This is a genomic window from Streptomyces sp. MNU76 (assembly GCF_020982545.1).
Classification (GTDB): Bacteria; Actinomycetota; Actinomycetes; order Streptomycetales; family Streptomycetaceae; genus Streptomyces.
In genome coordinates, this window is record NZ_JAJKLK010000022.1 from 232,499 (window position 1) to 254,951 (window position 22,453).

General features: G+C 68.4%; 22 protein-coding genes, 1 tRNA gene and 1 pseudogene. 14 read left to right on the forward strand and 10 right to left on the reverse strand.

Annotated elements, in window-relative coordinates; all coding sequences use genetic code 11:
• Positions 1-51: 51 nt before the first annotated feature.
• The 8 genes and pseudogenes from E4N62_RS36100 to E4N62_RS49800 all read left to right on the forward strand — a co-directional run.
• A complete protein-coding gene (locus tag E4N62_RS36100) occupies positions 52-333 on the forward strand; it encodes a hypothetical protein (protein ID WP_230221329.1) in 282 nt (93 codons plus the stop codon).
• Between the two features lie 3 nt (positions 334-336).
• A complete protein-coding gene (locus E4N62_RS36105; protein ID WP_230221331.1) occupies positions 337-528 on the forward strand; it encodes a hypothetical protein in 192 nt (63 codons plus the stop codon).
• Positions 525-680, forward strand: a complete 156-nt coding sequence (locus E4N62_RS36110) for a hypothetical protein (protein ID WP_230221333.1) — start codon at positions 525-527, stop codon at positions 678-680. The genes E4N62_RS36105 and E4N62_RS36110 overlap by 4 nt, the downstream gene beginning before the upstream one ends.
• Positions 677-871: a hypothetical protein gene (locus tag E4N62_RS36115; protein ID WP_230221334.1), complete on the forward strand. Its 195-nt coding sequence runs from the start codon at positions 677-679 to the stop codon at positions 869-871. The genes E4N62_RS36110 and E4N62_RS36115 overlap by 4 nt, the downstream gene beginning before the upstream one ends.
• Positions 872-1,304: 433 nt before the next feature.
• Positions 1,305-1,910 carry an MT-A70 family methyltransferase gene (locus E4N62_RS36120; protein WP_374117160.1) on the forward strand — a complete coding sequence of 202 codons (606 nt, stop codon included), beginning with the start codon at positions 1,305-1,307 and terminating at the stop codon, positions 1,908-1,910.
• Positions 1,911-2,585: 675 nt separating this feature from the next.
• Complete coding sequence (locus tag E4N62_RS36125; RefSeq protein WP_230221338.1) at positions 2,586-4,304, forward strand: type IV secretory system conjugative DNA transfer family protein; 1,719 nt, start codon at positions 2,586-2,588, stop codon at positions 4,302-4,304.
• A 248-nt stretch (positions 4,305-4,552) separates the two neighbouring features.
• The gene (locus E4N62_RS36130; protein WP_230221340.1) at positions 4,553-5,416 is read left to right on the forward strand and encodes a replication-relaxation family protein; all 864 of its coding nucleotides are present in this window, start codon (positions 4,553-4,555) and stop codon (positions 5,414-5,416) included.
• Between the two features lie 140 nt (positions 5,417-5,556).
• Positions 5,557-6,369: pseudogene (locus tag E4N62_RS49800) on the forward strand (recombinase family protein); the annotation flags it as partial.
• Positions 6,370-6,765: 396 nt separating this feature from the next.
• On the opposite strand, the gene E4N62_RS36140 reads toward E4N62_RS49800, so the two are convergent.
• From E4N62_RS36140 to galU, 8 genes are all read right to left on the reverse strand, one after another.
• On the reverse strand, positions 6,766-7,125 hold the full coding sequence (locus tag E4N62_RS36140; protein WP_230221345.1) for a hypothetical protein: 360 nt from the start codon (positions 7,123-7,125) through the stop codon (positions 6,766-6,768).
• 250 nt (positions 7,126-7,375) lie between these two features.
• A tRNA-Ala gene (locus tag E4N62_RS36145) sits at positions 7,376-7,452 on the reverse strand.
• 126 nt (positions 7,453-7,578) lie between these two features.
• Positions 7,579-8,952 (reverse strand): gephyrin-like molybdotransferase receptor GlpR, encoded by a 1,374-nt coding sequence (gene glpR, locus E4N62_RS36150; RefSeq protein ID WP_230221347.1) that lies wholly within the window; start codon positions 8,950-8,952, stop codon positions 7,579-7,581.
• A 210-nt stretch (positions 8,953-9,162) separates the two neighbouring features.
• Positions 9,163-9,795: a GNAT family protein gene (locus tag E4N62_RS36155; protein ID WP_308186117.1), complete on the reverse strand. Its 633-nt coding sequence runs from the start codon at positions 9,793-9,795 to the stop codon at positions 9,163-9,165.
• Between the two features lie 26 nt (positions 9,796-9,821).
• The gene (locus E4N62_RS36160; protein WP_230221349.1) at positions 9,822-10,391 is read right to left on the reverse strand and encodes a molybdenum cofactor biosynthesis protein B; all 570 of its coding nucleotides are present in this window, start codon (positions 10,389-10,391) and stop codon (positions 9,822-9,824) included.
• Positions 10,388-10,870, reverse strand: a complete 483-nt coding sequence (moaC, locus tag E4N62_RS36165; RefSeq protein ID WP_215456021.1) for a cyclic pyranopterin monophosphate synthase MoaC — start codon at positions 10,868-10,870, stop codon at positions 10,388-10,390. The genes E4N62_RS36160 and moaC overlap by 4 nt, the downstream gene beginning before the upstream one ends.
• A gap of 84 nt (positions 10,871-10,954) precedes the next feature.
• Complete coding sequence (gene glp, locus E4N62_RS36170; RefSeq protein ID WP_230221351.1) at positions 10,955-12,277, reverse strand: gephyrin-like molybdotransferase Glp; 1,323 nt, start codon at positions 12,275-12,277, stop codon at positions 10,955-10,957.
• A gap of 5 nt (positions 12,278-12,282) precedes the next feature.
• Positions 12,283-13,185, reverse strand: coding sequence for a UTP--glucose-1-phosphate uridylyltransferase GalU (gene galU / locus E4N62_RS36175; protein WP_230221353.1), 903 nt, complete (start codon positions 13,183-13,185; stop codon positions 12,283-12,285).
• Between the two features lie 133 nt (positions 13,186-13,318).
• On the opposite strand from galU, the gene E4N62_RS36180 reads away from it, so the two are divergent.
• Positions 13,319-13,894 carry a 5-formyltetrahydrofolate cyclo-ligase gene (locus tag E4N62_RS36180; RefSeq protein ID WP_230221356.1) on the forward strand — a complete coding sequence of 192 codons (576 nt, stop codon included), beginning with the start codon at positions 13,319-13,321 and terminating at the stop codon, positions 13,892-13,894.
• A 102-nt stretch (positions 13,895-13,996) separates the two neighbouring features.
• Here E4N62_RS36180 and E4N62_RS36185 read toward each other — a convergent pair whose 3' ends face one another.
• On the reverse strand, positions 13,997-16,780 hold the full coding sequence (locus E4N62_RS36185) for a penicillin acylase family protein (protein ID WP_230221358.1): 2,784 nt from the start codon (positions 16,778-16,780) through the stop codon (positions 13,997-13,999).
• A gap of 262 nt (positions 16,781-17,042) precedes the next feature.
• Between E4N62_RS36185 and E4N62_RS36190 the strand changes: the two genes are divergently transcribed.
• From E4N62_RS36190 to E4N62_RS36205, 4 genes are all read left to right on the forward strand, one after another.
• Positions 17,043-18,626 carry a potassium/proton antiporter gene (locus E4N62_RS36190; protein WP_230221361.1) on the forward strand — a complete coding sequence of 528 codons (1,584 nt, stop codon included), beginning with the start codon at positions 17,043-17,045 and terminating at the stop codon, positions 18,624-18,626.
• A 265-nt stretch (positions 18,627-18,891) separates the two neighbouring features.
• The gene (locus E4N62_RS36195) at positions 18,892-20,181 is read left to right on the forward strand and encodes an MFS transporter (protein ID WP_230221363.1); all 1,290 of its coding nucleotides are present in this window, start codon (positions 18,892-18,894) and stop codon (positions 20,179-20,181) included.
• A gap of 69 nt (positions 20,182-20,250) precedes the next feature.
• Complete coding sequence (locus E4N62_RS36200) at positions 20,251-20,571, forward strand: FmdB family zinc ribbon protein (protein WP_230221366.1); 321 nt, start codon at positions 20,251-20,253, stop codon at positions 20,569-20,571.
• Between the two features lie 83 nt (positions 20,572-20,654).
• Positions 20,655-21,614, forward strand: coding sequence for an S-methyl-5'-thioadenosine phosphorylase (locus E4N62_RS36205; RefSeq protein ID WP_230221368.1), 960 nt, complete (start codon positions 20,655-20,657; stop codon positions 21,612-21,614).
• A gap of 143 nt (positions 21,615-21,757) precedes the next feature.
• Here the strand turns inward: E4N62_RS36205 and E4N62_RS36210 are convergent, their stop codons facing one another.
• A complete protein-coding gene (locus E4N62_RS36210; protein WP_230221749.1) occupies positions 21,758-21,952 on the reverse strand; it encodes a hypothetical protein in 195 nt (64 codons plus the stop codon).
• Here E4N62_RS36210 and E4N62_RS36215 point away from each other — a divergent pair.
• Complete coding sequence (locus E4N62_RS36215; RefSeq protein WP_374117161.1) at positions 21,867-22,442, forward strand: hypothetical protein; 576 nt, start codon at positions 21,867-21,869, stop codon at positions 22,440-22,442. The genes E4N62_RS36210 and E4N62_RS36215 overlap by 86 nt on opposite strands.
• Positions 22,443-22,453: the final 11 nt, after the last annotated feature.

Below are 22,453 nucleotides of genomic sequence, written 5' to 3' on the forward strand. Positions count from 1 at the left end.
GCCGCTCTCCGAAACCAACATCAAACCGAAATTTTTGGAAGGAGCCCTACCTTGGGTGAACTCATGCGCAGGCCGGCGGGCATGCCGGTCTCCCGACAAGTACGGAACGAGCTCCGGCAGGTGGCCGGAGAGCTCCACGTCGAGCAGATGCGCACACGGGCCATCTCAACCGTGGCCGAGCACGCGATGGGAGAGGTCGCTCTCCTCAAGCGCACGCAAATGGACCTTGAGAAGGCCTGCCCCGACGCCGCCGAGGCCCTGGCTCTCATCGCCAACACGGCGGCCGGTGCCATCGCGAAGCAGGTTCACCGCTTCGGTAACGACCTGGCCTGACAGATGTCCACCTTCATCGGGCTGTGCCTGGTGCTGCTGGGTGTCGGTCTGGATCGTGTCTGGCTCTACATCCGAGAGCTCGACCGCCAGACCTACATCCAGCTCATCGAGGCGGAAGCCAAGCAAGAGATCAACGCCCAAGTACGCGAAGCCGAACGGCGGATGCGCCGAGCGGCGTTCCGGAGGAGCACGTGAGCGGTCTGGAAATCGTGGCGGTCATCGCGGTCGCCTACGTCATTGGCCGCATCCGGCAGTGGCAGAAGAACCGCGACGCCATCAAGACGGCGGAGGGGATTAAGCACATCACCGAGGCCATACGCAACCACAAGGAAGGTAACGACAAGTGATGCACACCAGTGAACTCCGCGCCGTGCGGAGTTGGCTCAACGAGTCCCGTTGGCGACTGCTGGACGGCTTCATCACCGTCAACGACGCCATCAAGGAGCACGAGGCAAAGGCCAAGCGTGAACTCGCGGCCACCCTTCGGGCCATGGACGAGTTCGCCGCACCGAAGTCCCACGAGGACTACCGGCCGTGAACAACGGTCTTGAGGAAATTGTCCAGAGGGCACTTCGCTCTCTGGCCCTACTCCTTGCTCTGGCTTTCGGGGCGAGGCTCCTGTGGGAGCTCCTCGTACCCCTAATTCCGATCATGGTCTCGCTGGTCCTGCTGAGCGGGATCGGTGGAGCGGTGCTCCACTGGCGCGGCCGGCGTTGGTAGGACCATGGCTCGCTATCCGGGCGAGTCGTGGTCCCTCGTTGACCATTCCACAACGAGAAATCTCGTTGCAGCTCGGCGTACCAGAAACGCGGGTTCATCAGAGAGGCACAGGCGTTTCTTCGCCTGTGCCTTCGTGCGATCTTTCGCCCGAACCAACATCTTTTCAACTAAGGCTATTTCTGTATAGCTAAGAGTGTGCCCAGATGCAAAAAGTGCATCGGGACACCAAAGAAAGGAGGGAAAGCAAGAACGTGACAAACCATCAAGTAAAGGAGGAGGGTCGGTCGCCGGACGTACCTCGCCGGTTCCGGACCATCCTGGCGGATCCCCCTTGGGAGACACACCAGCAGGGCGCCAAGGGTGCCGGGATGCACTACCGGCTCATGAGCCTGGAGCGCATCAAGGAGATGCCAGTCTACGAACTGGCGGAACAAAACGCCCATTTGTGGCTCTGGACCACAAACGCCACACTGCGCGACGGCTTCGACGTCGCCGAGGCGTGGGGCTTCACGGTGAGGTCCCCGCTCCACTGGGTCAAGTTCCGGCTGGGGCTTGGTACGTACCTTCGCAACAGCACGGAGACGCTGCTGTTCGCCACCAGGGGCAACGCACCGGTCAGGTTCCGGAGCCAACCGACATGGATCAATGCGCCGGTACAGGAGCACTCGCGCAAGCCCGACGAGCAGTATGCCGTGATCGAGCGCATCTCAGCCGGCCCGTACCTGGAGCTGTTCGCACGGCGTCGTCCGCCGAGCAACCGGGACTGGTTCGTCTGGGGCAACGAGATCGACTCGGACATCGTCGTTCCCGGCTACCCGGTGCCGAAGCTACGGCACCACAGGCGCCAAGAGAAGTAACAGAAGGGAGATATATGGCAAAACGAAGCAAACGAAGTCCCAAGCCCGAGCGCCGGTTCGTGGTGCGGGGCATCCAGCGCACAGAGGTTGACCTACGCAAACTCGGTCGGGCTCTCATCGCACTGGCTCAGGCCGAGGTCGAGAAGCAAGCCACCGAAGCCCACCAGAGCGACAAGGAGGCCGAGGGAAAGGTTCAGCATGGCCAACCCCAGGGGTAGCGCGCTGAGGTTCGCGGAGCTTCATCTACCCAGGCCGCTCAGCGAGGCATCTGTGCTGGTGTTGCTGGGCCGTCTGGCCGCCGAGCGCACAGCATCCCGGCTGGTGTTGGAGGCCCGAAGTGAACGCGGCTCTGTCCGCTACCTGCTGGGCTGTCGCTCGGCAGACCTGCCCCAACTACGGCGAACGTTCGTCGACTTCCTACCAGGCTCTCAGCTCGTGCAGTCCGACAACGGACGCCCTCCGGCTCGGCCTCGGGTCGACGTGGCCGGACGCCTACGGCTTCGCCCGGCAGGGATGCCGCTACGAAGCGACGTCGCCGAGGCTACCTCGCGGGCGTTGCTGTCCGCCTTGACGGCACCGCTCCAGGCCGACGAGGCCCTGGCGGTGCAGATCATCTTGGGTCCGCGGCGCAGGCCGAGGACCATGGCCAGGGATGTTCCGGACCCCGGAGCTTCCATGGTGCAGAAGCTGGTCATGGGCGAACTCCCGGCCAGTACCGACACCCGGGCTCGGCTCAAGGAACGCCAGACGCAAGCCGGGTTCGCGGCCACCGTCCGACTCGGTGTAGCCGGACCAGACTCGCGCCGGCGCCGAAACCGAATCCTGAGCCTGCTCAGCGCTATCACGGTGGCCCAAGGTGCAGGCGTGATGGTCGACCTCGTCCGCGAGTCGGCTGACCGTCTCAACGACGTGCGCTTGCCCTGGCTGTGGCCCTTGACGCTTGGTGTCTCCGAGCTGGTCGGCCTGCTCGGCTGGCCCGTCGGTGAGGGAGATCTACCCGGCAACCCGCTGCACCCGCGAGTGCTGCGTGCGGCGACTCACGTCCACCGCGGGCCTCGGGTCTTCGCCCGGAGCGCGGCGCCAGGAGATGACCGCCTCCTCGGCATTGCTCCCGCGGATCAGACTTTCCACGGCATCGCTTACGGGCCGAGCGGTTCAGGAAAGACCACGGCCTTTCTCCACCTAATCTTGGCGGATATCGAGGCGGGTCGTCCGGTGGTTGTTCTTGACCCAAAGCAGCAGCTCATTGACGACATCCTGGCGCGAATGCCAGAGCACCGTGTAAACGACGTGGTCGAGCTCAATGCTGCCGACGAAGCACCGGTTGGCTTCAACCCGCTGGACGTCACCGGCCGCGACCCCGACGTGGTGGTTGACGGCATTTTTTCGGTCTTCGAGAACGTCTTTGCGGATGGCTGGGGACCGAGAACGGCTGACATTTTCTCGGCCTCCCTGCGCACTTTGGCACGGGGTAGCAACCCGAAGCATCCAGCTACATTGGTGGATTTGCCGCGCCTGCTGGCTGACGCTAGTTTCCGACGTCAGCTTGTCGGTCGGGTACAGAACGACGTCGGTTTGGCTCAGTTCTGGGCCTGGTACGAGAGCCAGTCGCCAGCGGCTCAAGCAAACATTGTTGCGGCTCCCATGAACAAACTACGACAATTCCTGCTGCGACCAGCCATGGTCAAGATGTTGGATCAGCGAGAGGGACGCTTCCGGCTACGCAATATCTTTAGGGATAACAAGGTCTTGCTGGTGCCACTCAACGAGGGTCTAATCGGACCGGGGACAGCTTCTCTGCTCGGCAGCCTGGTCATTGCTGAGATTTGGCAAGCCACCCAGGAACGAGCCAATGAGCCGTACGCCAGTGAACGACCGGGCACAGTCTATGTCGACGAGGCCCCTCGTTTTCTGCACCTGCCCATGTCACTGGCTGACGCTTTGGCTGTTTCGCGGTCGTTGTGGGTGGGCTGGTTCTTGGCCGCGCAGTTCCGCGACCAATTCCCGCCCGCCTTAAGAACCGCTGTCGACGTCAATGCTCGCAGCAAGATTGTCTTTGCCAGCGAGTATGACGACGCTCGGGATATGGCAAAGCTGGCGCCAGGTCTGGAAGCCGAGGACTTCATGGCCTTGCCGAGATTCCACGCCTACGCCAATCTCGTTGCAGACGGAGCTCCTTCTGGCTGGGCATTGGTCAAGACTCTGCCGCCACCGCCGGTTACGGCGAATGTTGAGGCAGTGCGGGCAGTAAGCCGAGCCAATTACGCCAGCCCAGCAAAGCCAAAACCTGAGAACTCGGAAACGGCTAGCTCGGAGAAATCCTCCGCTGCACCACCACCGACACCAGAGGCGCCGACCGCGATTGGGCGAAGGCGGCGGCGAGGTAGTCAATGAGCGCTCGACCAACGCGCGAGAAGTGTTGGCCAGGCCGTGTCACCGGTGCTGTCTTCGCTACTGGGTTCGCAACGGAGGTAGCTGCGGAGTTTGCCCAGTTCGGGCGGCTGTTGGGGCGCGAGGCGGGAAGGGACTCACGCGCCTTGGCTGCTCATCTTCACCATCCCGGCTGGCCCCTCGCTACCTCGTCCACATGCATGTCAACAAAGCCCAAGATCTCAGCAAGATTTTTGGAAGGGAGGAAGATAATGGAAAAGAAAAAGGACATAACTTGTGTACGGTCAACGCTCTCGGAGCGTGACCTCGACATCCTGGGATCGCTGCGCGATCATCGGCTGCTGACCACGGCTCTAATTCGGCGACTGCACTTTCCAAGTGGCGGTCAACACACACCGCAGGGCACTTCAGAGGAAGGATCGCTGCCCAAGCGGCACGCTACCGAAGCGGCTGCCTCGGTCGCCACCATGCGCGTACTCTCGCGGTTGGAGTCACATGGATTGGTTGCCAGGTTGTTTCGGCGTATCGGCGGTGTACGGGCTGGTTCGAATTCCCTTATCTGGCAATTGACCAGTGCTGGCGAGCGGCTCACTCGGCAAGGCAACGACGAAGGAAAGCGGCGTCGTTATCTGGAACCCTCGGCAGCCTTCACGTTCCATACGCTAGCTACGGCTGAGCTCGCGGTGGAGCTTCACGAACTGGCGGGCAACGGTGCTATTGAGCTGGTCGACCTTGAGAGTGAGCCGGACTGCTGGAGGACGTTCTTGGCTCCGCATGGTGCCAAGCAGTGGCTCAAGCCGGACTTGTTCGCCATTACGGCCGGCGGCGAGTTTGAGGACCACTGGTTCCTTGAGGCGGACCTCGGCACTGAGCACACGCCGGTCATTGTCCGCAAGGCCACGACTTACCAGCAGTATGCGGCCACTGGCACTCACCAGAGTGAGCACGAGGTCTTCCCTGTCGTGGCCTTCGTGGTGCCGGATGAGCGACGCAAAGGAACTATTGAGGCGGCTTTGAAAACGGAGTCCACCACTCGGGAGTCGTTCGCTGCGGGCATGTTCCGGGTGGTCACGAAGGAAGGCTTTTCTAGGTTCGTCGCCAAGGGTGGCGCCTAAACGGCCCCACCCAAGCCAGTAACCGTAAAGTCACTGTACGTAATTAGTAATAACGGAGGTAAAATGGAAGTGGTAAGGCAAATGAAGAAAATGGTGACCAGTGAATCGGAATGGGTCACCGAAACAGAAGGAGGTAATACATGGCAAGAGTAAAGAATCCAGCCGACCGTGTCACCGGGAATGACTACGTCGCGTACCTGCGGGTGTCTACCAAGGATCAGGTGAACACCGACTACAACCCCGAAGGGATCTCTATCCCCGCGCAGCGGGAGAAGGTGGAAGAGCGCGGTCAGGAACTGAACTCTCGGAAGGCGAGTGAATTCATCGATCCGGGGCGCAGCGCCAAGAGTATTGACCAGCGCCTTGAGTTTCAGCAGATGATCGCCTACATCCGGGAGCACCCGAATGTCCGCTACGTCATCGTCTACATGCTCAGTCGCTTTGCACGGAACCGGCTGGACGACGCAATCATGGTGGCCACGCTGGAGAAGCTGGGCGTCAAGCTGGTCTCGGCCGTCGAGAAGAACATCGACGACACTCCTACCGGGCGCATGCTGCACGGCATGCTGGCGGTCATCAACGAGTACGCCTCCAGCCAGAGCGGCGCCGACATCGCTTACAAGATGGAGCAGAAGGCCAAGAACGGCGGCACGCTGGGGCGAGCGCCGGTCGGCTACCTGAACGTCATCGAGCGTGGTGACGGCCGCGAGATCCGAACCGTGATCGTCGATCCAGAGCGGGGCCCGCTCATCAGGCTAGCCTTCGAGCTGTACGCCACTGGCGACTACACCCTGGCCGATCTCTCCGACGAGCTGTACGACCGGGGCCTCAGAATGAGGACCAACGGCCGGTACACGCAGACGCAGATCTCGATCAGCAAGCTCTCCGACATGCTGCGGGACCGGTACTACATCGGGTTCGTACGGTTCAAAGGCCAGGAGTACAAGGGACGGCACGAGCACCTCATCGACGACGAGCTGTTCGAGCGGGTACAGGACATCCTTGAGTCGCGCAGCGTGGCCGACGAACGGCGTCGGGTGCACCACCACTACCTCAAGGGCTCGTTGTTCTGCGGGCGTTGCAAGCACCTCAGCGGCACCAAGAGCCGCATGATCCTCTCGCACGCCAAGAACCGTCACGGCAACGTCTACACCTACTTCTTCTGCACCGGGCGCTACAGCCACACCTGCGAGCTGCCGTACGTCAACGTCGGCCGCCTGGAGGAAGCTGTCGAGGATCACTACGCCAGCGTGCGCTTCAGCCCGCAGTTCGTCGCCGACGTACGGGCACACCTGGCGGAGGCCATCGGTGAGGAGAAGGCGTCGACCAAGCTTCTGCACCAGCAGCTCTCACCGGAACTGCGCGAGCTGGACACACGCGAGAACAACCTGCTCGACCTGGCGGCCGACGGAACCCTGCCACAAGCCAAGATCCGCAGTCGCCTGCACGACATCGAGCGGCAGCGGCAGCGGCTGAAGCAACGGCTCAGCGTTACCGATGACGACCTCGGCGAAGCAGCTCGGCTCATTGAGGTGAGCTTGCAGCTCCTCGCGGACCCGCAGGCGCTGTACCTGCGGTGCAACGACGAACAGCGTCGGATGCTCAACCAAGCCATCTTCGAGGGGCTGTACGTCGAGGAAGACGAAGACGGAGTCTCGGGGCGGCTGTCTCTGGAACACGAGCTGAAGCAGCCGTTCGCGCGGCTGCACGCCGTGCAGCAGGAGCGAACCAGGCGGCCGGCTGACGCGGCCAGCCCGAGCGCTGAGGGCTCCGACGGCGCCCAGTTCGCCCGACAACGGCCTCGAAACGACGAGGCGGCCATCTCGGTGGACTGTGTCGAAGCAGTGCCCCAGAACGGCGAAAGCGCCCTCCCCCATCAGGGGAAGGGCGCCGCCATGGGAACCTTGGACGTGCTACTGGGTGGCATACGGTTGGCCGTATGTTCCAATAGTTCGTCCATGGTGGACCTGTGGGGATTTGAACCCCAGACCCCCTCGATGCGAACGAGGTGCGCTACCGGACTGCGCCACAGGCCCTTGCAACGAGTGAAACTCTAGCATCCCGATCGCGGTGCTTGGAAATCCGTTCCCGGGCCGCCCCCGGCCGGCTTCCGACCGGCCTCGTGGCTGGTCAGCGGAGCATGGGATCCGAGGGCGCGAAGATCACTCGTTGGCCGCGCGCGGCCGGTCGCCGTCCTCGTACTGGTCGAAGAGCGGTGTGCGCCCCCGCTCCCGGGAGCGGCGTGCGGACGCGGCCCGGCGGGCGTCGGAGCGGCCGCCGTCGGGTGCGTCGGCCGCCTCACCCGGGCCGGCGGCCTCCGCGTTCCCCTCGCCGCTGTCGTCCCCCTCCGGCGCGCGCCCGGAGGCGCTCGGGGAGTTCGCGGGGGCGCCCGACGAGCCGTGCGGGTCGGCCGCGCTGGAGCGCGCGGAGCTCCACGCGTCCGGGGCGCCGAGGTCGACCCCGGAGGTGGCCCGGGGCGCGACCGGCGCGGTGACGTAGGTCGGGAGCGGCACCGGGACCGGGTCCCAGCTGTCGCCCTGACCGGGGCGCCGCTGGCGCTCGCGCTGCTGGTCCACCCACTCGGCGTGGTCGGTCTGCTCGACGAGGGCCCGCCGGTCGGCCGCGAGCGCGCTCAGGTCGGTCCGGGTCCCCTCGCTCTCGGGTCCGTCCTCCGGCTCGTCGGTGTCGACCGGGTCCGGCGCGGGGCGCCGCCGCTGGGGCTGCCGCTCCCGCAGTCGCTGCGCCGCCGCCTCGGCCTGCTGTCGGTCCATGGTGTACGCGAACCGCTTCCGCTCCTGGTGCCGCAGATGCGCGATATAGGTGCTCAGCAGCACCGCGGGCACCCCCGGCGCCCACAGGAAGGCCAGTCCGCCGACCGCCGCGACGACCGCGCCGAGCGTGAAGGCGAGGAAGAGCATCACGGTCGTACGCCGTCGGCGCGCGAGCACCTTCAAGCGCTGGGCCCGCGCCTTGGCCTCCGCCGTGTCGCCCCGGCGTGCGCCCGCCGTCCGCTTCGACCGCGCGGGAGCGGGCACTTGGGCCGCCCCCTGCTTGCCCGGCCCCTGCTTGCCCGGCCCCTGCTTGACCGCCCCTTGCTTGGCGGCCGCCCCTTGCTTGGCCGCCGGCGCACCGCCCTGCTGGGGCACCGGCTTCGCCTGCACCTGCTCGGGCGCCTGCGTCGCCGGTTTCCCCGGTTGCTGCGGCTGCTGGCCGGCCTGCGGTGACTCACCCCGCTCCACCGGCAGTTGTGCCTTCGTGTGCTCCCGGAGCGGGGGCATGGCGAAGGCCCGGACGTCCACCGAGTCGGTGACGCCGTCCGGTTCGGCGCTGGGCTCCCCCTCTTCGGTGGAGCGCGCCCGGTCCCTGGCGTATCGGCGCTCCATCCCCGCCCGGCCGGAAAGCAGCCGGATGGCGGTGCTGAAGCGTTCCGTCGGACGGGCTTCGTTCAGCTCGTCCTGCCTACGGAGCCACATCGGCACCAAGTAGGCGGCCCAGGCCCCGACGATGACTGCGTAGATGAGGCCGCTGCTGCTCACGCCTCACACGGTAGAGGGGTTTGCGTGAGGCCATCCGCCAATTGAGCCGGTGTGTCGCACGATCTGGCTGATATTTCGAGCTTTTTTTGTGACCGATCCGATCAGTGGGCCATCGAGAGCACGAAATTAACGTGCCGAGAACGTACCGAGTCGTTCAACCTGATCGTCGCCCGGTCGCCACCCCTGTCATTTTTCGAACACGCATTTCATTTATTGCGGCTGGCCGGGCTTCCCGACGTCGGAACCCGCGTTCCGCGCGTTCCGTGCGCGTTCCCGCTGCCAGCGGCCGAGCAGACCCTCGGGCACCTCTTCGGCGGTCAGCGCGAAGACGAGATGATCACGCCAGGCACCGTCGATGTGAAGATATCGTGGACGAAGGCCTTCCTCACGGAATCCGAGTTTCTCCACGACCCGTCGGCTGGGCCGATTCTCGGGACGAATACAGACCTCGATGCGGTGCAGACCGACGGTCCGGAAGCAGTGGTCGACGACGAGCGCGACCGCCGTCGGCATCACACCCCGCCCGGCGACCGACTCGTCGACCCAGTAGCCGACATGGCCGGAGCACATGGAGCCCCAGGTGATCCCGGCGACCGTCAACTGCCCCACCAGCCGCCCCTGGTACTCGATCACGAACGGCAGCATCCGGCCCGCGTTCGCCTCCGACCGCAGATGGCGGACCATCTGACGGTACGTCGGCCGATGCGCGATGGGCCCGCTGGGCGTGGGGGGCGGGATGGTGGCCTCCCAGGGCCGCAGCCAGTCCCGGTTGCGGCGGTTGACCTCGCGCCAGACCCGCTGGTCGCGCATCCTTATGGGCCGGAGGACGACCTCGCCGTCCACCAGCGCCACGGGCCAGGATGGGCTGTTCAGCTCGCACCCCCACGAGGTCTGGAGGGGCCCTCCTCGGCCGGTGAGCCGCCGGTGGCCGGCCTCTTGTGGTCGCCGCCGCGGAGCTGGTCGACGGCGTGGGTCAGCAGGGGCTCCAGAACCGCCAGGCCGTCCCGTACGCCGCCGGTCGAGCCCGGCAGATTGACGATCAGCGTGCCGCGCGCGACTCCGGCGAGACCCCGGGAGAGCGCGGCCGTCGGCACCTTGTCCCGGCCGTACGCCCGGATCGCCTCGGGGATGCCGGGGACCTCGTGGTCGAGGACCGCGCGGGTGGCCTCCGGGGTGCGGTCGGTGGGCGAGACGCCGGTCCCGCCGGTCGTCACGATCACGTCGTAGCCGGCGTCGACGCCCGCCCGCAGCGCGGCCTCGACGGGGGCACCGTCGGGGACGACCTGGGGGCCGTCGACGGCGAAGCCGAACTCCCGGAGCCCCTCGGCGATCAGAGGCCCGCCCCGGTCCTCGTAGACACCGGCGGCGGCGCGGTTGGAGGCGGTCACGACCAGGGCGCGGTACGACGTGCTGCCGGAGTGACCGGTGGGGGCCGTCATGTCCGGCTCCAGTCGCCCGACTTGCCGCCCGTCTTCTCCTCGACGCGGACGTCCGTGATGACCGCGCCCTTGTCGACCGCCTTCACCATGTCGATCACGGTGAGGGCGGCGACGGAGACCGCGGTGAGGGCCTCCATCTCGACGCCCGTGCGGTCGGTGGTCTTCACGGTGGCGAGGATCTCGACGGCGTCGTCCGCGACCGCCAGGTCGACCTTGACGCCCGAGACCGCCAGGGGGTGGCAGAGCGGGATCAGGTCGGGGGTGCGTTTGGCGCCCATGATCCCGGCGATGCGCGCGGTGGCGAGGGCGTCGCCCTTGGGCACCCCCTCGCCGCGCAGCAGTTCCACCACCGCCGGCGAGACCAGGACCCGGCCGCTGGCGCGGGCGGTGCGCGCGGTCACGTCCTTCCCGGAGACGTCGACCATGCGGGCGGCGCCCGCCTCGTCGATGTGGGTCAGTCGGTCCTGCGGCGTACTCATGGTGGTGTGGCGCTCCCGGTCGGGGCCCGTCGCGGTGCGGCGCGCGGCCTGTTGTGCGCGACACGGTACGCCACCCTCGACGGTTCAGCCGAGCAGGACGACCTCGACCTCCGTACCGGGCTCGACGGACTCGGTGTCCTCGGGGATCACGATCAGCGCGTCGGCGTGCGCGAGGGCGGCGACGAGGTGCGATCCCGCGCCTCCCACGGGGGTGACCTCGCCGTCGGTGTACGTCCCGCGCAGGTACTGGCGGCGGCCCGCGGGCGAGGTCAGGGCCTTGGGGGCGCGCAGGGTCGCCGTGGTCGTCGGCCGGTGGACGTCGTCGAGGCCCATCAGGGTGCGGATGGCGGGCCGGACGAAGAGTTCGAAGGAGACGTACGACGACACCGGGTTGCCGGGGAGGGCGAGCAGCGGGGTGTGGTCGGGGCCGATGGTGCCGAAGCCCTGGGGCTTGCCGGGCTGCATGGCGAGCTTGCGGAAGTCGATGCCGGCACCCTCCTCGTCCTCGTCGCCGACGGACTCCAGGGCTTCCTTGACGACGTCGTACGCACCGACGCTGACCCCGCCGGTGGTGACCACCAGGTCGGCGCGGACGAGTTGGTCCTCGATGGTGGAGCGGAGGGTCTCGGCGTCGTCGGCGACGGCGCCGACGCGGTAGGCGATGGCGCCCGCGTCCCGGGCGGCGGCGGTGAGGGCGAAGCTGTTGGAGTCGTAGATCTGGCCGGTGGCCAGGGTGTCGCCGGGCGGGATCAGTTCACTGCCGGTGGAGAGCACCACCACGCGCGGGCGCGGGTGTACGCGTACGGAGGCGCGGCCGATGGCGGCGAGCAGGCCGAGCTGGGGCGGGCCGAGGACGGTGCCGGCCGCCAGGGCGGGTTCGCCGGCCTTGACGTCGCTGCCCTCCGCGCGCACGTGCGCGCGTGCCTCGGCTGCGCGGTGCACGGCGACCTGGCCGGTGGCACCCTCGGGGTTCGCGCTGCGGGCGCGCATCCCGGAGACGGGGCCCTCGCCGAGGCCGCCGTCGGTCCACTCGACGGGGACGACCGCCTCGGCGCCGGGCGGCAGAGGAGCACCGGTCATGATGCGGGCGGCCTCCCCCGGGCCCACCCGGGGCTGTTCGGCCTGGCCCGCCGCGACGTCGCCGATCACCGTGAGCACGGCGGGGAACTCCTCGCTCGCGCCCGCGACGTCCGCGACCCGCACCGCGTACCCGTCCATGGAGCTGTTGTCGAACGGCGGCAGTGACACCGGCACCGTGACGTCCTCGACCAGGACGCAGCCCTGGGCGTCGAGGAGTTGCAGTTCGATGGGGTCCAGGGGGCGGACGGTGGCGAGGATGTCCTCCAGGTGCTCGGTCACCGACCAGAGGTGGTCCCGGCCGGTGGTGCGGGTCGCGGCGGTGCTCAATGTGGCTACATCTCCTCGGCTACGTAACTGCGAAGCCAGGTCCGGAAGTCCGGGCCCAGGTCTTCACGTTCGCACGCGAGTCTGACAATGGCACGCAGGTAGTCGCCACGGTCTCCGGTGTCATAGCGGCGGCCGTTGAAGACGACGCCGTGCACGGGGCCGCCGACCTTCTCGTCCGCGGCGAGCTGCTGGAGGGCGTCGGTGAGCTGGATCTCGCCGCCGCGGCCCGGTTCGGTCCGGCGCAGGACGTCGAAGATCTGCGGGGCGAGGACGTAGCGGCCGATGATCGCGTAGTTCGAGGGGGCGTCGGCCGGGTCGGGCTTCTCGATCATGCCCGTGACCTTGACGACGTCGCCGTCCTCGGTGGCCTCTACGGCCGCGCAGCCGTAGAGGTGGATCTGCTCCGGCGCGACCTCCATGAGGGCGATCACGCTGCCGCCGTTCTGTTCCTGGACCTCGACCATGCGCTGCAGGAGCGGGTCGCGGGGGTCGATCAGGTCGTCGCCGAGGAGGACCGCGAAGGGTTCGTCGCCGACGTGCGGGGCGGCGCACAGCACGGCGTGGCCGAGGCCCTTGGGGTCGCCCTGGCGGACGTAGTGGATGGTCGCGAGGTCGCTGGACTCCTGGACCTTTGCGAGCCGGTGGGCGTCGTTCTTCTTCTGGAGCGCGGACTCCAGCTCGTGATTGCGGTCGAAGTGGTCCTCGAGGGGGCGCTTGTTGCGGCCGGTGATCATCAGCACGTCGTCGAGCCCCGCCGCCGCGGCCTCCTCCACCACGTACTGGATCGCCGGCTTGTCCACCACCGGCAGCATCTCCTTGGGAGTCGCTTTGGTGGCCGGCAGGAACCGGGTTCCCAGACCCGCCGCGGGAATGACAGCCTTGCTGATCCTGGGGTTCGCCTCACTCATGGGCGGAACCCTATCCGGTGCCTTTGTGCGGAATCTGTGGCTCCGATGAATTCGTTCTCATATGAGCAGATTACGAATAGTACTGGAGTCACCTGTGAGCCGGATGGGACCTGAACCGGAGCTTTCCAAGCGAATGTTGCGCCGAGAGCTCCTCCTGGTGAGGACTGGGTTGACGGCGGATGACGTCCGGAAAACGACGGGCGCCCTTGCCGACCGGGCCCTCGATCTGCCTGAACTGGCGCACGCGCGCACGGTCGCGGCGTATGTGTCCGTAGGGAGTGAACCGGGCACCCTCGCGCTCCTCGACGCGCTCCGCGCGCGGGGCGTGCGCGTCCTGCTTCCGGTACTGCTGCCCGACAACGACCTGGACTGGGGCGTCTACGAGGGAGAGGCCTCGCTCGCGCGCGTGCGGCACGGCGGCCGCATGGAGCTCCGCGAACCCGCCGGCGAGCGGCTCGGCCCGGACGCCGTGACCGACGCCGACGCCGTCCTGCTCCCGGGCCTGGCGGTCGACGGGCGCGGCATGCGCCTGGGCCGGGGCGGCGGCTCCTACGACCGCGTCCTGGCCCGTCTGGACCGCGCGGGCGCCGACCCGGCGCTGGTGGTCCTGCTGTACGACACGGAGGTGGTCGACCGGGTGCCCGAGGAGGAGCACGACCGCCCGGTGCACGCGGTGGTGACGCCGTCGGGCGTACGCCGCTTCACATAAGTGTTCCCCGCGCCCCGATGGCCGAAGGCCAGAAGGGGCGCGGGGAACTGCGCGACCAGCCACAACGGCGCCGCAGCCGAAGAACGGCCCCCAAGCGGAGCGCTACGGCTTCAGCAGCAGCGTGTCGCTCGTGTTCGCCTCGACCGCCTTGTCCGAGAACGACCAGGTGAGCAGCTCGCCCTTGACCCATTTGTCGGTCTGGTCGGTGTAGTGCGCGTTGTACGCGTGCCCGGAGGCGCCGGTGAGGTTGATCCACTTGGACTTGTCGAGGTCCCCGAGGTTCACCACCATCCGCATCGAGGGCACCCAGACGACCTCGTAGCCGCCCGCCGCGTTCCAGCCGGTGGCGTTGACCGTGGCCTCGCCGCCGCCGAGCTTCCAGGGGCCGCGGTTGAGCATGTGCTGGAGGAAACCGGGGCCCGCGGTGCCGAGGGTCTGGTTCTTCAGGAACAGCCGGTGCAGCCGGCCCCAGCTCCAGCTGTCGATGTCCTTGCCGAGCTTGGCGGTCAGCTCCCAACGGGCGTCCCGCATGGCCCGCTGGAACAGCTCGTCACGGGTATCGGCGGCGTCCAGGTTGCGCGTCTTCGGCGTGGACCACCAGGCGTTGTCCTGGTCGTCGACGAGCCGGCGGACCACCTCGAACCAGCGGTCGCCGCCGTCCGGCTGCGCCTGGTCCGCGTCGCGCCTGCCGCACTCGCGCACCCGCTGGTCCTCGTCGGCGGGCCCGGTGCTGTCGACCGGTTCGACCGACAGGCACTGACCCTCGACGCGCAGTTCCTTGGGCAGCTTGTCACCGAAGGCGAGCTTGAGGATGTTGCGCCAGACCGAGTTGAAGTACGCGGCGGCCGCCGAGTCGGCGTCCTGGGTGTAGTCCCAGCCCTCCAGGAGCTTCTGCGCCTCGCGGATGTGCTTGTCGCCGACGTCGATCTTGAGCAGCAGCGGCACCAGCAGCTTGGCGATCTCGCTGCTGTTGTCCATCTGCATCTGCCGCATGTCGTCGGTGGAGATCTTGCCGCCACCCTTGATCTTGGACTCGATCAGGCTGGTGATCCGCTGCGCGCGCGTGCCGTAGCCCCAGTCCGTGGTGAGGGTGTACGGGTACTTCTTGTCGACGACGGCCTGGTTGGCGGTGACGATGTAGCCGCGCTCCGGGTCGTACTCGTAGGGCAGTTCGTCCTGGTCGATGTAGCCGTTCCAGCGGTACGCGGGGTCCCAGCCCGGCGCGGGCAGCGAGCCGTCGCCCTTGCCGCGCGTGGGGATCTTGCCGGGCAGCTGGTAGCCGATGTGGCCCTCGGTGTCGGCGTAGATCAGGTTCTGCGAGGGGACGTCGAACAGGGCGGCGGCCTCGCGGAAGTCGTCCCAGTCCTTGGCCTTGTTCATGGCGAAGACGGCGTCCATGGAGGTGCCCGGGTCGAGCGCGGTCCAGCGCAGGGCGATGCCGTAGCCGTCGCCGCGGTCGGGGGCGTCCTGGTCGACCGTGGCCTTCTTGCCGACCTGGACGAGTTCGTCGTTGCGGTCGGAGAGCAGGGGGCCGTTGTTGGTGGTGCGGACGACGATCTTCTTGGACGAGCCGCCGGCGACCTCGATGGTCTCCTCGCGGGTGTCGAACGGCAGGACCTTGGAGCCGTACTGGTAGCCGTCGCCGGTGAGCTTCTCCAGGTAGAGGTCGGTGACGTCGACGCCCGAGTTGGTCATGCCCCAGGAGACGTCGGCGTTGTGGCCGATTATCACGCCGGGCATGCCGGAGAAGGTGTAGCCGGAGACGTCGTACTGGCACTTCGCGGAGACGGCCTTGCAGTGCAGGCCCATCTGGTACCAGACCGACGGCAGCGACGCCGTCAGGTGCGGGTCGTTGGCGAGCAGCGGCTTGCCGGTGATGGTGTGGTCGCCGGAGACGACCCAGGAGTTGGAGCCGATGCCGTTGCCGTTCACACCGACGGCCTCGGGCAGGTCCTCCAGGACGTCGTAGAGGCCGTCCAGCTGGGTCTGGAGGGCTCCGGAGTCCGTGGAGGTGCCGGCGGTGCCTGTGCCCGTCCCGGTGCCCGTTCCCGTGCCCCCGGTGCCCTGCGTGGAGCCGTCCGTGTTCTGCGACGAGCCGGACCCGTCGGACCAGGTCTTGGTCAGCTCGTCGTACTGGCCCTCGCGCACGATCGTCCCGTTGCGCCTGTACGGGTACTGCGGGTACAGGTCGGCGATCTGCTTGGGGCCGAGGCGGCTGGTCATCAGGGCGCGGTCGATCTCGTCCTGCATGTTGCCGCGCAGGTCCCACGCCATCGCCTTCAGCCAGGCGATCGAGTCGACCGGGGTCCACTCCTCGGGCTGGTAGTCGTTGGAGAAGCCGAGGGCCGCGTACTCGACGGAGATCTCGTCGCCGTCCTTGCCGGCGAGGTAGGCGTTGACCCCCTTGGCGTACGCGTCGAGGTACTTCTTCGTCTCGGCCGAGAGCGTCTTCTTGTACTCCTCCTCGGCGATCCGGTGCCAGCCGAGGGTGCGCAGGAACTCGTCGTTGTCGACCTGGCTCTCGCCGAACATCTCCGAGAGGCGGCCGGCCGTCATGTGGCGGCGCACGTCCATCTCGTAGAACCGGTCCTGCGCCTGGACGTAGCCCTGTGCCATGAACAGGTCCTCGTCGGAGGAGGCGTAGATCTGCGGGATCCCGTAGCCGTCGCGCTTGACGTCGACCGGTCCCGCCAGACCGTCCAGGGTTATCGACCCCTTGGTCTGCGGGAAGGAGGCGCGCACGGTGGAGACGGACCAGAACGCCCCGTAGCCGACGCCACCGATGATGGCCAGGACCAGGACGATCAGGAGAAGACGGACTTTTCGCCCCTTCTTCCTGCCGGACTTGCCCGGCTGCTGGCCGGAGGGGGTGGTGTCGGTGGGCATCGCTGTCCTTGCTGTCCTAACACGAGCGGCAGGTCGGGCTGTGCTTTGTACTGAACGCTGGAGCAACCATAGGCGCAGGGCCCGACGCGACTTGACGCGGAGTCGGGAACTGGCGCGAACGGCCGTTCGATCTTGCCCTCGCGAGCGTCAAGAAATCGTCAAGAGTTAGGTAAGGTAACGAAGTACTCGCACTGATGTAACCGCAATCGCACGGTTTCCGTGATCGGCTTCGCCTGCCCGCACGCGCGCGTGCCCGCATCCAGTGCTCGACGTCCCACACTCGGAACCACGTGCGGTTCGGCAAGAAAGGTACGGCCCGCTGACTGTCCACGATCTCAACCAGCTCCTGCTCGTCTGCTCGCTCGTCCTTCTCGTCGCGGTCGCCGCGGTCCGGATCTCGTCGCGCAGCGGGCTCCCCAGCCTGCTCGTGTACCTGGGCATAGGCATCGCCATGGGCCAGGACGGCATCGGCGGCATCCACTTCGACGACGCCGCCCTGACCCGGGTCATCGGCTACGCGGCCCTCGTCGTGATCCTGGCGGAGGGCGGCCTCGGCACGAAGTGGAAGGAGATCGGACCGGCCCTGCCGGCCGCCAGCTCACTGGCGCTGGTCGGCGTCGCGGTGAGCGTCGGCGTCACCGCCGCGGGCGCGCACTATCTGATCGGACTGGAGTGGCGGCAGTCGCTCATCATCGGCGCGGTCGTGTCCTCCACGGACGCGGCGGCCGTCTTCTCCGTGCTGCGCAGGATCCCGCTCCCCGCGCGTCTGACGGGCACCCTGGAGGCCGAGTCCGGCTTCAACGACGCCCCGGTCGTCATCCTCGTCGCCTCGCTCTCCATGGCCGGACCGGTCGAGCACTGGTACGTCCTGATCGGTGAGATAGCGCTGGAACTGGTGATCGGCGCCGCCATCGGCCTCGCCGTGGGCTGGCTGGGCTCCTGGGGCCTGAGGCACGTGGCGCTGCCCGCCTCCGGCCTCTACCCGATCGCCGTCATGGCCATCGCCGTCACCGCCTACGCGGCCGGCGCCCTGGCCCACGGCAGCGGCTTCCTCGCCGTCTATCTGGCCTCCATGGTCCTCGGCAACGCCAAGCTGCCCCACTGGCCCGCCACCCGGGGCTTCGCCGAGGGGGTCGGCTGGATCGCCCAGATCGGCATGTTCGTCCTGCTCGGACTGCTGGTCACCCCGCACGAGATGGGCGACGACATCTGGCCCGCCCTCGTCATCGGCCTGGTGCTGACCATGGTGGCGCGGCCCCTGAGCGTCGTCGCCGCACTGCTGCCGTTCCGGGTGCCCTGGCGCGAGCAGGCCCTGCTCTCCTGGGCCGGACTGCGCGGCGCGGTGCCCATCATCCTGGCGACGATCCCCATGGTGAGCGGCGTCGAGGGCAGCCGCCGGATCTTCAACATCGTCTTCGTGCTCGTCGTCGTCTACACCCTCGTCCAGGGACCGACGCTGCCCTGGCTTGCCCGCAAGCTGCGCCTCGGCGGCTCCGGCGACGAGGCGGCCGACCTAGGCATCGAATCGGCGCCCCTGGAGCGGCTGCGCGGCCACCTGCTGTCCGTCGCCATCCCCGAGAAGTCCCGCATGCACGGCGTCGAGGTCAACGAGCTGCGGCTCCCCGCGGGTGCCGCCGTCACCCTCGTCGTCCGCGACGGCACGTCCTTCGTGCCCCTGCCGACCACGGTCCTGCGACGCGGCGACGAGCTCCTCGTCGTCGCCACCGACCCCGTCCGGGACCAGGCGGAGCGCCGGCTCAGGGCCGTCGGCCAGGGCGGCAAGCTGGCCGACTGGCTGGGGACGGGCGACGGCGGTGGCGACGGCACCAGGGGCCCCCGTCATTAAGGGCAGATTTCGCACTGTTCACACCCTCCGGAAGCAGGGGCGCGGCCGCCCGTAGTGCTCACTTTCACAGGTGATTCCCTCCATCCCCCTGTACGATGAAGGCGCACTTGATCGGACCAACTCTGTCTGACGCAGAGCTGGCGCGACCGTATGGCGGCCGTCACGCCCCCCTTCCGCGGGCCCGGCATCTACCGCAGTGGCGCAAGAGGACAGCTCTCGGCGCCCCCCGCACGGGCGCGCTACCAGGCGGCGGAAAGGCACGGCCGTGGCGTCCACGGTCACCTCGAACACCTCGAACACCCCCACGGCGTCCCGGCCGGGCTACGGACAGCTGCTGCGCACCCGTGGCGCGTGGACGTTCCTCCTGCCCGGCTTCGCGGCCCGCCAGCCGTTCGCGATGCTGACGCTCTCCATCGTGCTGCTCGTCCAGCACACCACCGGCTCCTACGGCGCGGCCGGTGCCGTGGCCGCCGTCACCGGCGTCTCCATGGCCCTGTTCGCGCCCTGGAGCGGCCGTCTCGCCGACCGGCACGGCCAGCGGGCCGTCCTGATCCCCGGCGTCCTCGTCCACGGGGCGGCAGGCCTGTCCCTGACGGCGCTGGCCCTGATGGACGCCCCCCTGTGGGCGCTCTTCGCCGCCGCCGTGCCCACCGGGGCCTCGGTGCCGCAGATCGGCCCCATGGTGCGGGCCCGCTGGGGCGTCAAGCTCCGGGACTCGCCCCTGATGGGCACCGCCGCCGCCTTCGAGTCCGTCACCGACGAGCTGACCTTCGTCCTCGGCCCGCTGCTCGCGACCGCGCTGTGCACCGCCGTGCACCCGGCCGCCGGCCTGCTCACCGAAGCCGCGCTGACCCTGATCGGCGGTCTGCTGTTCGCCGCGCAACGCGGCACCCAGCCGCGGGTCGTACCCGCGTCCCACGCGCGCGTGGAGCGCGTTTCCGCCCTGTCCGTCCCCGGCGTGCGCGTCCTGATCGTCACCTTCCTGGGCATCGGCTCCGTCTTCGGCGGCATGCAGGTCTCCCTCGCCGCCTTCTCCGAGTCGATCGGCGAGCCCGGCCTGAACGGCGTCCTGTACGGCGTGTTCGCCGCCGGCAACATGCTCTCCGGCATCGTCTGCGGCGCCATCGCCTGGAAGACGGCCCCGCAGCGGCGCCTGGTCGTCGGCTACACCGCTCTGGCGCTCGTCGCCTCCGCGCTGTGGACCGCCGACTCCGTGCTCGTCCTCGCCGCGCTCGGCCTGTTCGTCGGCATGTGCATCGCCCCCGCCCTGATCACCGGCTACACGCTGGTCGACTCCCTGGTCCCCTCGGGCGCCCGTACGGAGGCCTTCACCTGGCTGACCGGCGCGGTCGCGCTCGGCCAGGCGGCGGCCGTCACGGCCGCCGGTCAGCTGGAGGACCGGCTGTGGACGGGCGCCGGATTCCTGGTGCCGGCGGCCGGTACGGCACTGGCCCTGGTCACCCTGTTGTCCCTGCGTACGCGGCTGGCGGGCAGCCCTCGCGGCCGTACCGTCGCGCGTGTCGTCGGTCACCGAGTGCCGGTGACAGTGGACTGACCCCAGGGGAATAGGTCACTATGGACCGTCGTTAGCACTCATCGAGTGAGAGTGCCAGGAGGAAGACCAGTGCCGACGTACCAGTACCAGTGCACCGAATGCGGTGAGGGCCTCGAAGCGGTGCAGAAGTTCACCGACGACGCCCTGACCGAGTGCCCCAGCTGCAACGGCCGCCTCAAGAAGGTGTTCTCGGCGGTCGGCATCGTCTTCAAGGGCTCCGGTTTCTACCGGAACGACAGCCGTGGCTCGTCGTCGAGCAGCAGCCCGGCGACGGCGAAGTCCTCGTCGTCCTCCTCGGACACGAAGTCCTCGACCTCGTCCTCGTCGTCCTCCGACGCGAAGTCGTCGTCCTCGGGCTCTTCCTCCACCAGCAGCACGTCGGCCGCGTAGCGCCACCGCTTCCGCCCGGACCCTGCCGTCGTACGACGACCGGCGGGGTCCTGGGCGTTTCCGGGCCCGGTTAAGGTGCGGGCATGGCGAACACGGAGCACGTGGACAGCGGGGTCGGGCCGGCGGGCGGTACGGGCACGGCGGACGGCACAGCAGCGGCGGACACGGCGCATGACACGGCAGCGGCGGACACGGGGCAGGCCGATCTCGCCGGTCTGGCCGAGATCGGTGTCATCGGCGGATCGGGGTTCTACTCCTTCCTCGACGACGTGACCGAGATACAGGTCGACACCCCCTACGGACCGCCCAGCGACAACCTCTTCCTCGGCGAGATCGCCGGACGCCGCGTCGCCTTCCTCCCGCGCCACGGCCGCGCCCACCATCTGCCGCCGCACCGCATCAACTACCGCGCCAACCTCTGGGCCCTGCGCTCCGTCGGCGCGCGCCAGGTGCTCGGCCCGTGCGCGGTGGGCGGTCTGCGATCCGAGTACGGACCGGGCACGCTCCTCGTCCCGGACCAGCTCGTGGACCGTACGAAGTCCCGCTCCCAGACCTACTTCGACGGCCTCCCCCTGCCCGGTGGCGCCGTCCCGAACGTCGTGCACGTCTCGCTCGCCGACCCCTACTGCCCCGTCGGCCGCAAGGCCGCTCTCGAAGCGGCGCGCCGACGGGACTGGGAACCGGTGGACGGCGGCACCCTCGTCGTGGTCGAGGGCCCCCGCTTCTCCACCCGCGCCGAGTCGCTGTGGCACCAGGCCCAGGGCTGGTCCGTGGTCGGCATGACCGGCCACCCCGAGGCCATCCTGGCCCGCGAACTGGAGCTCTGCTACACCTCCCTGACCCTCGTGACCGACCTCGACGCCGGAGCCGAGACCGGCGAAGGCGTCTCCCACGAGGAGGTTCTCCAGGTCTTCGCCGCCAACATCGACCGCCTCCGGGGCGTCCTCTTCGAGGCGGTCGCCGCCCTGCCGCCGAACGACGGCCGCGACTGCCTGTGCACGAAGGCGCTGGGCGGGATGGATCCGGGGTTCACGCTGCCGTGACGGGGCGAGGGCCGGGGCGATGCCGGAGCGGTGCCGGGGCGGAACTCCTCGTTCGAGTGGCGAGGTTTTCCACAACCGGTGGGTGGTCCACAGGCCTCGGCGGGTCTCGCCGCGAAGCCTCATCGTGGGACCGCAAGCCGATCTCACACAGCAGGTGGTGGCCTCATGTCCCGTACTCCGTCTCCGTCCGTGCCGGTGTCCCCGAGCGGCTTCTCGCCCTCTTCCTCGCCGCATCCCTCCTCGCACTCGCCCTTGCCGTCGTCCTCCTCGCGCTCCTCGTCGTCCTCGTCGTCCTCGTCCGTACGCGTTCCGTCCTGGGCCGCCGGCCCACCCGGCACCGACGCCCCTCCCACCTGCGAGGTCCCGCAGTTCGCCCCGCTGCGGGTGCGCGGCGGAGCGCACCGCCTCCGTCGTCTCGCCCGCTGCCGGCGGCGAGCCATGGCCGCCGGCCTTGCGGTGACCGCCGCCGCCCTGTTGGTGACAGGGGCGGGCCCGAGGGAGGGGGAACGGGTCAGGGGCCACCCTGTGGCCGACCCGGTCCCCGAACGGCCCGCCCGCATGGGGACGGTGACCGCTCCGGTGCGCATCGCCGACGCCGCGACGGTACGGCTGCTGCGGCCGGGCGACCGGGTCGACGTGATCGCGGCCGAGGAGTCCACGACGGGCGGTGCCGCGAAGGTCGTGGCCCGGGGCGCCCGTGTCTCCGAGGTACCCACCGCCGACGCGGCCGAGAGCGGAGCCCTGGTCGTCCTGACCGTGCCCCGGCGCACGGCGGCCGAGCTGGCCGGCGCCGGCGCCACGTCCCGTCTGGCGGTGACCCTGTGGTGACCGCGTTCCCC

Coding starts and splice junctions, on each gene's coding strand:
- E4N62_RS36105 (WP_230221331.1), top strand. CDS start 337: ATGTCCACCTTCATCGGGCTGTGCCTGGTGCTGCTGGGTGTCGGTCTG.
- E4N62_RS36125 (WP_230221338.1), top strand. CDS start 2,586: ATGGTGCAGAAGCTGGTCATGGGCGAACTCCCGGCCAGTACCGACACC.
- E4N62_RS36130 (WP_230221340.1), top strand. CDS start 4,553: ATGGAAAAGAAAAAGGACATAACTTGTGTACGGTCAACGCTCTCGGAG.
- E4N62_RS36160 (WP_230221349.1), bottom strand. CDS start 10,391: ATGACGGCCCCCACCGGTCACTCCGGCAGCACGTCGTACCGCGCCCTG.
- moaC (WP_215456021.1), bottom strand. CDS start 10,870: ATGAGTACGCCGCAGGACCGACTGACCCACATCGACGAGGCGGGCGCC.
- galU (WP_230221353.1), bottom strand. CDS start 13,185: ATGAGTGAGGCGAACCCCAGGATCAGCAAGGCTGTCATTCCCGCGGCG.
- E4N62_RS36205 (WP_230221368.1), top strand. CDS start 20,655: ATGGCGAACACGGAGCACGTGGACAGCGGGGTCGGGCCGGCGGGCGGT.
- E4N62_RS36185 (WP_230221358.1), bottom strand. CDS start 16,780: ATGCCCACCGACACCACCCCCTCCGGCCAGCAGCCGGGCAAGTCCGGC.
- E4N62_RS36180 (WP_230221356.1), top strand. CDS start 13,319: ATGTTGCGCCGAGAGCTCCTCCTGGTGAGGACTGGGTTGACGGCGGAT.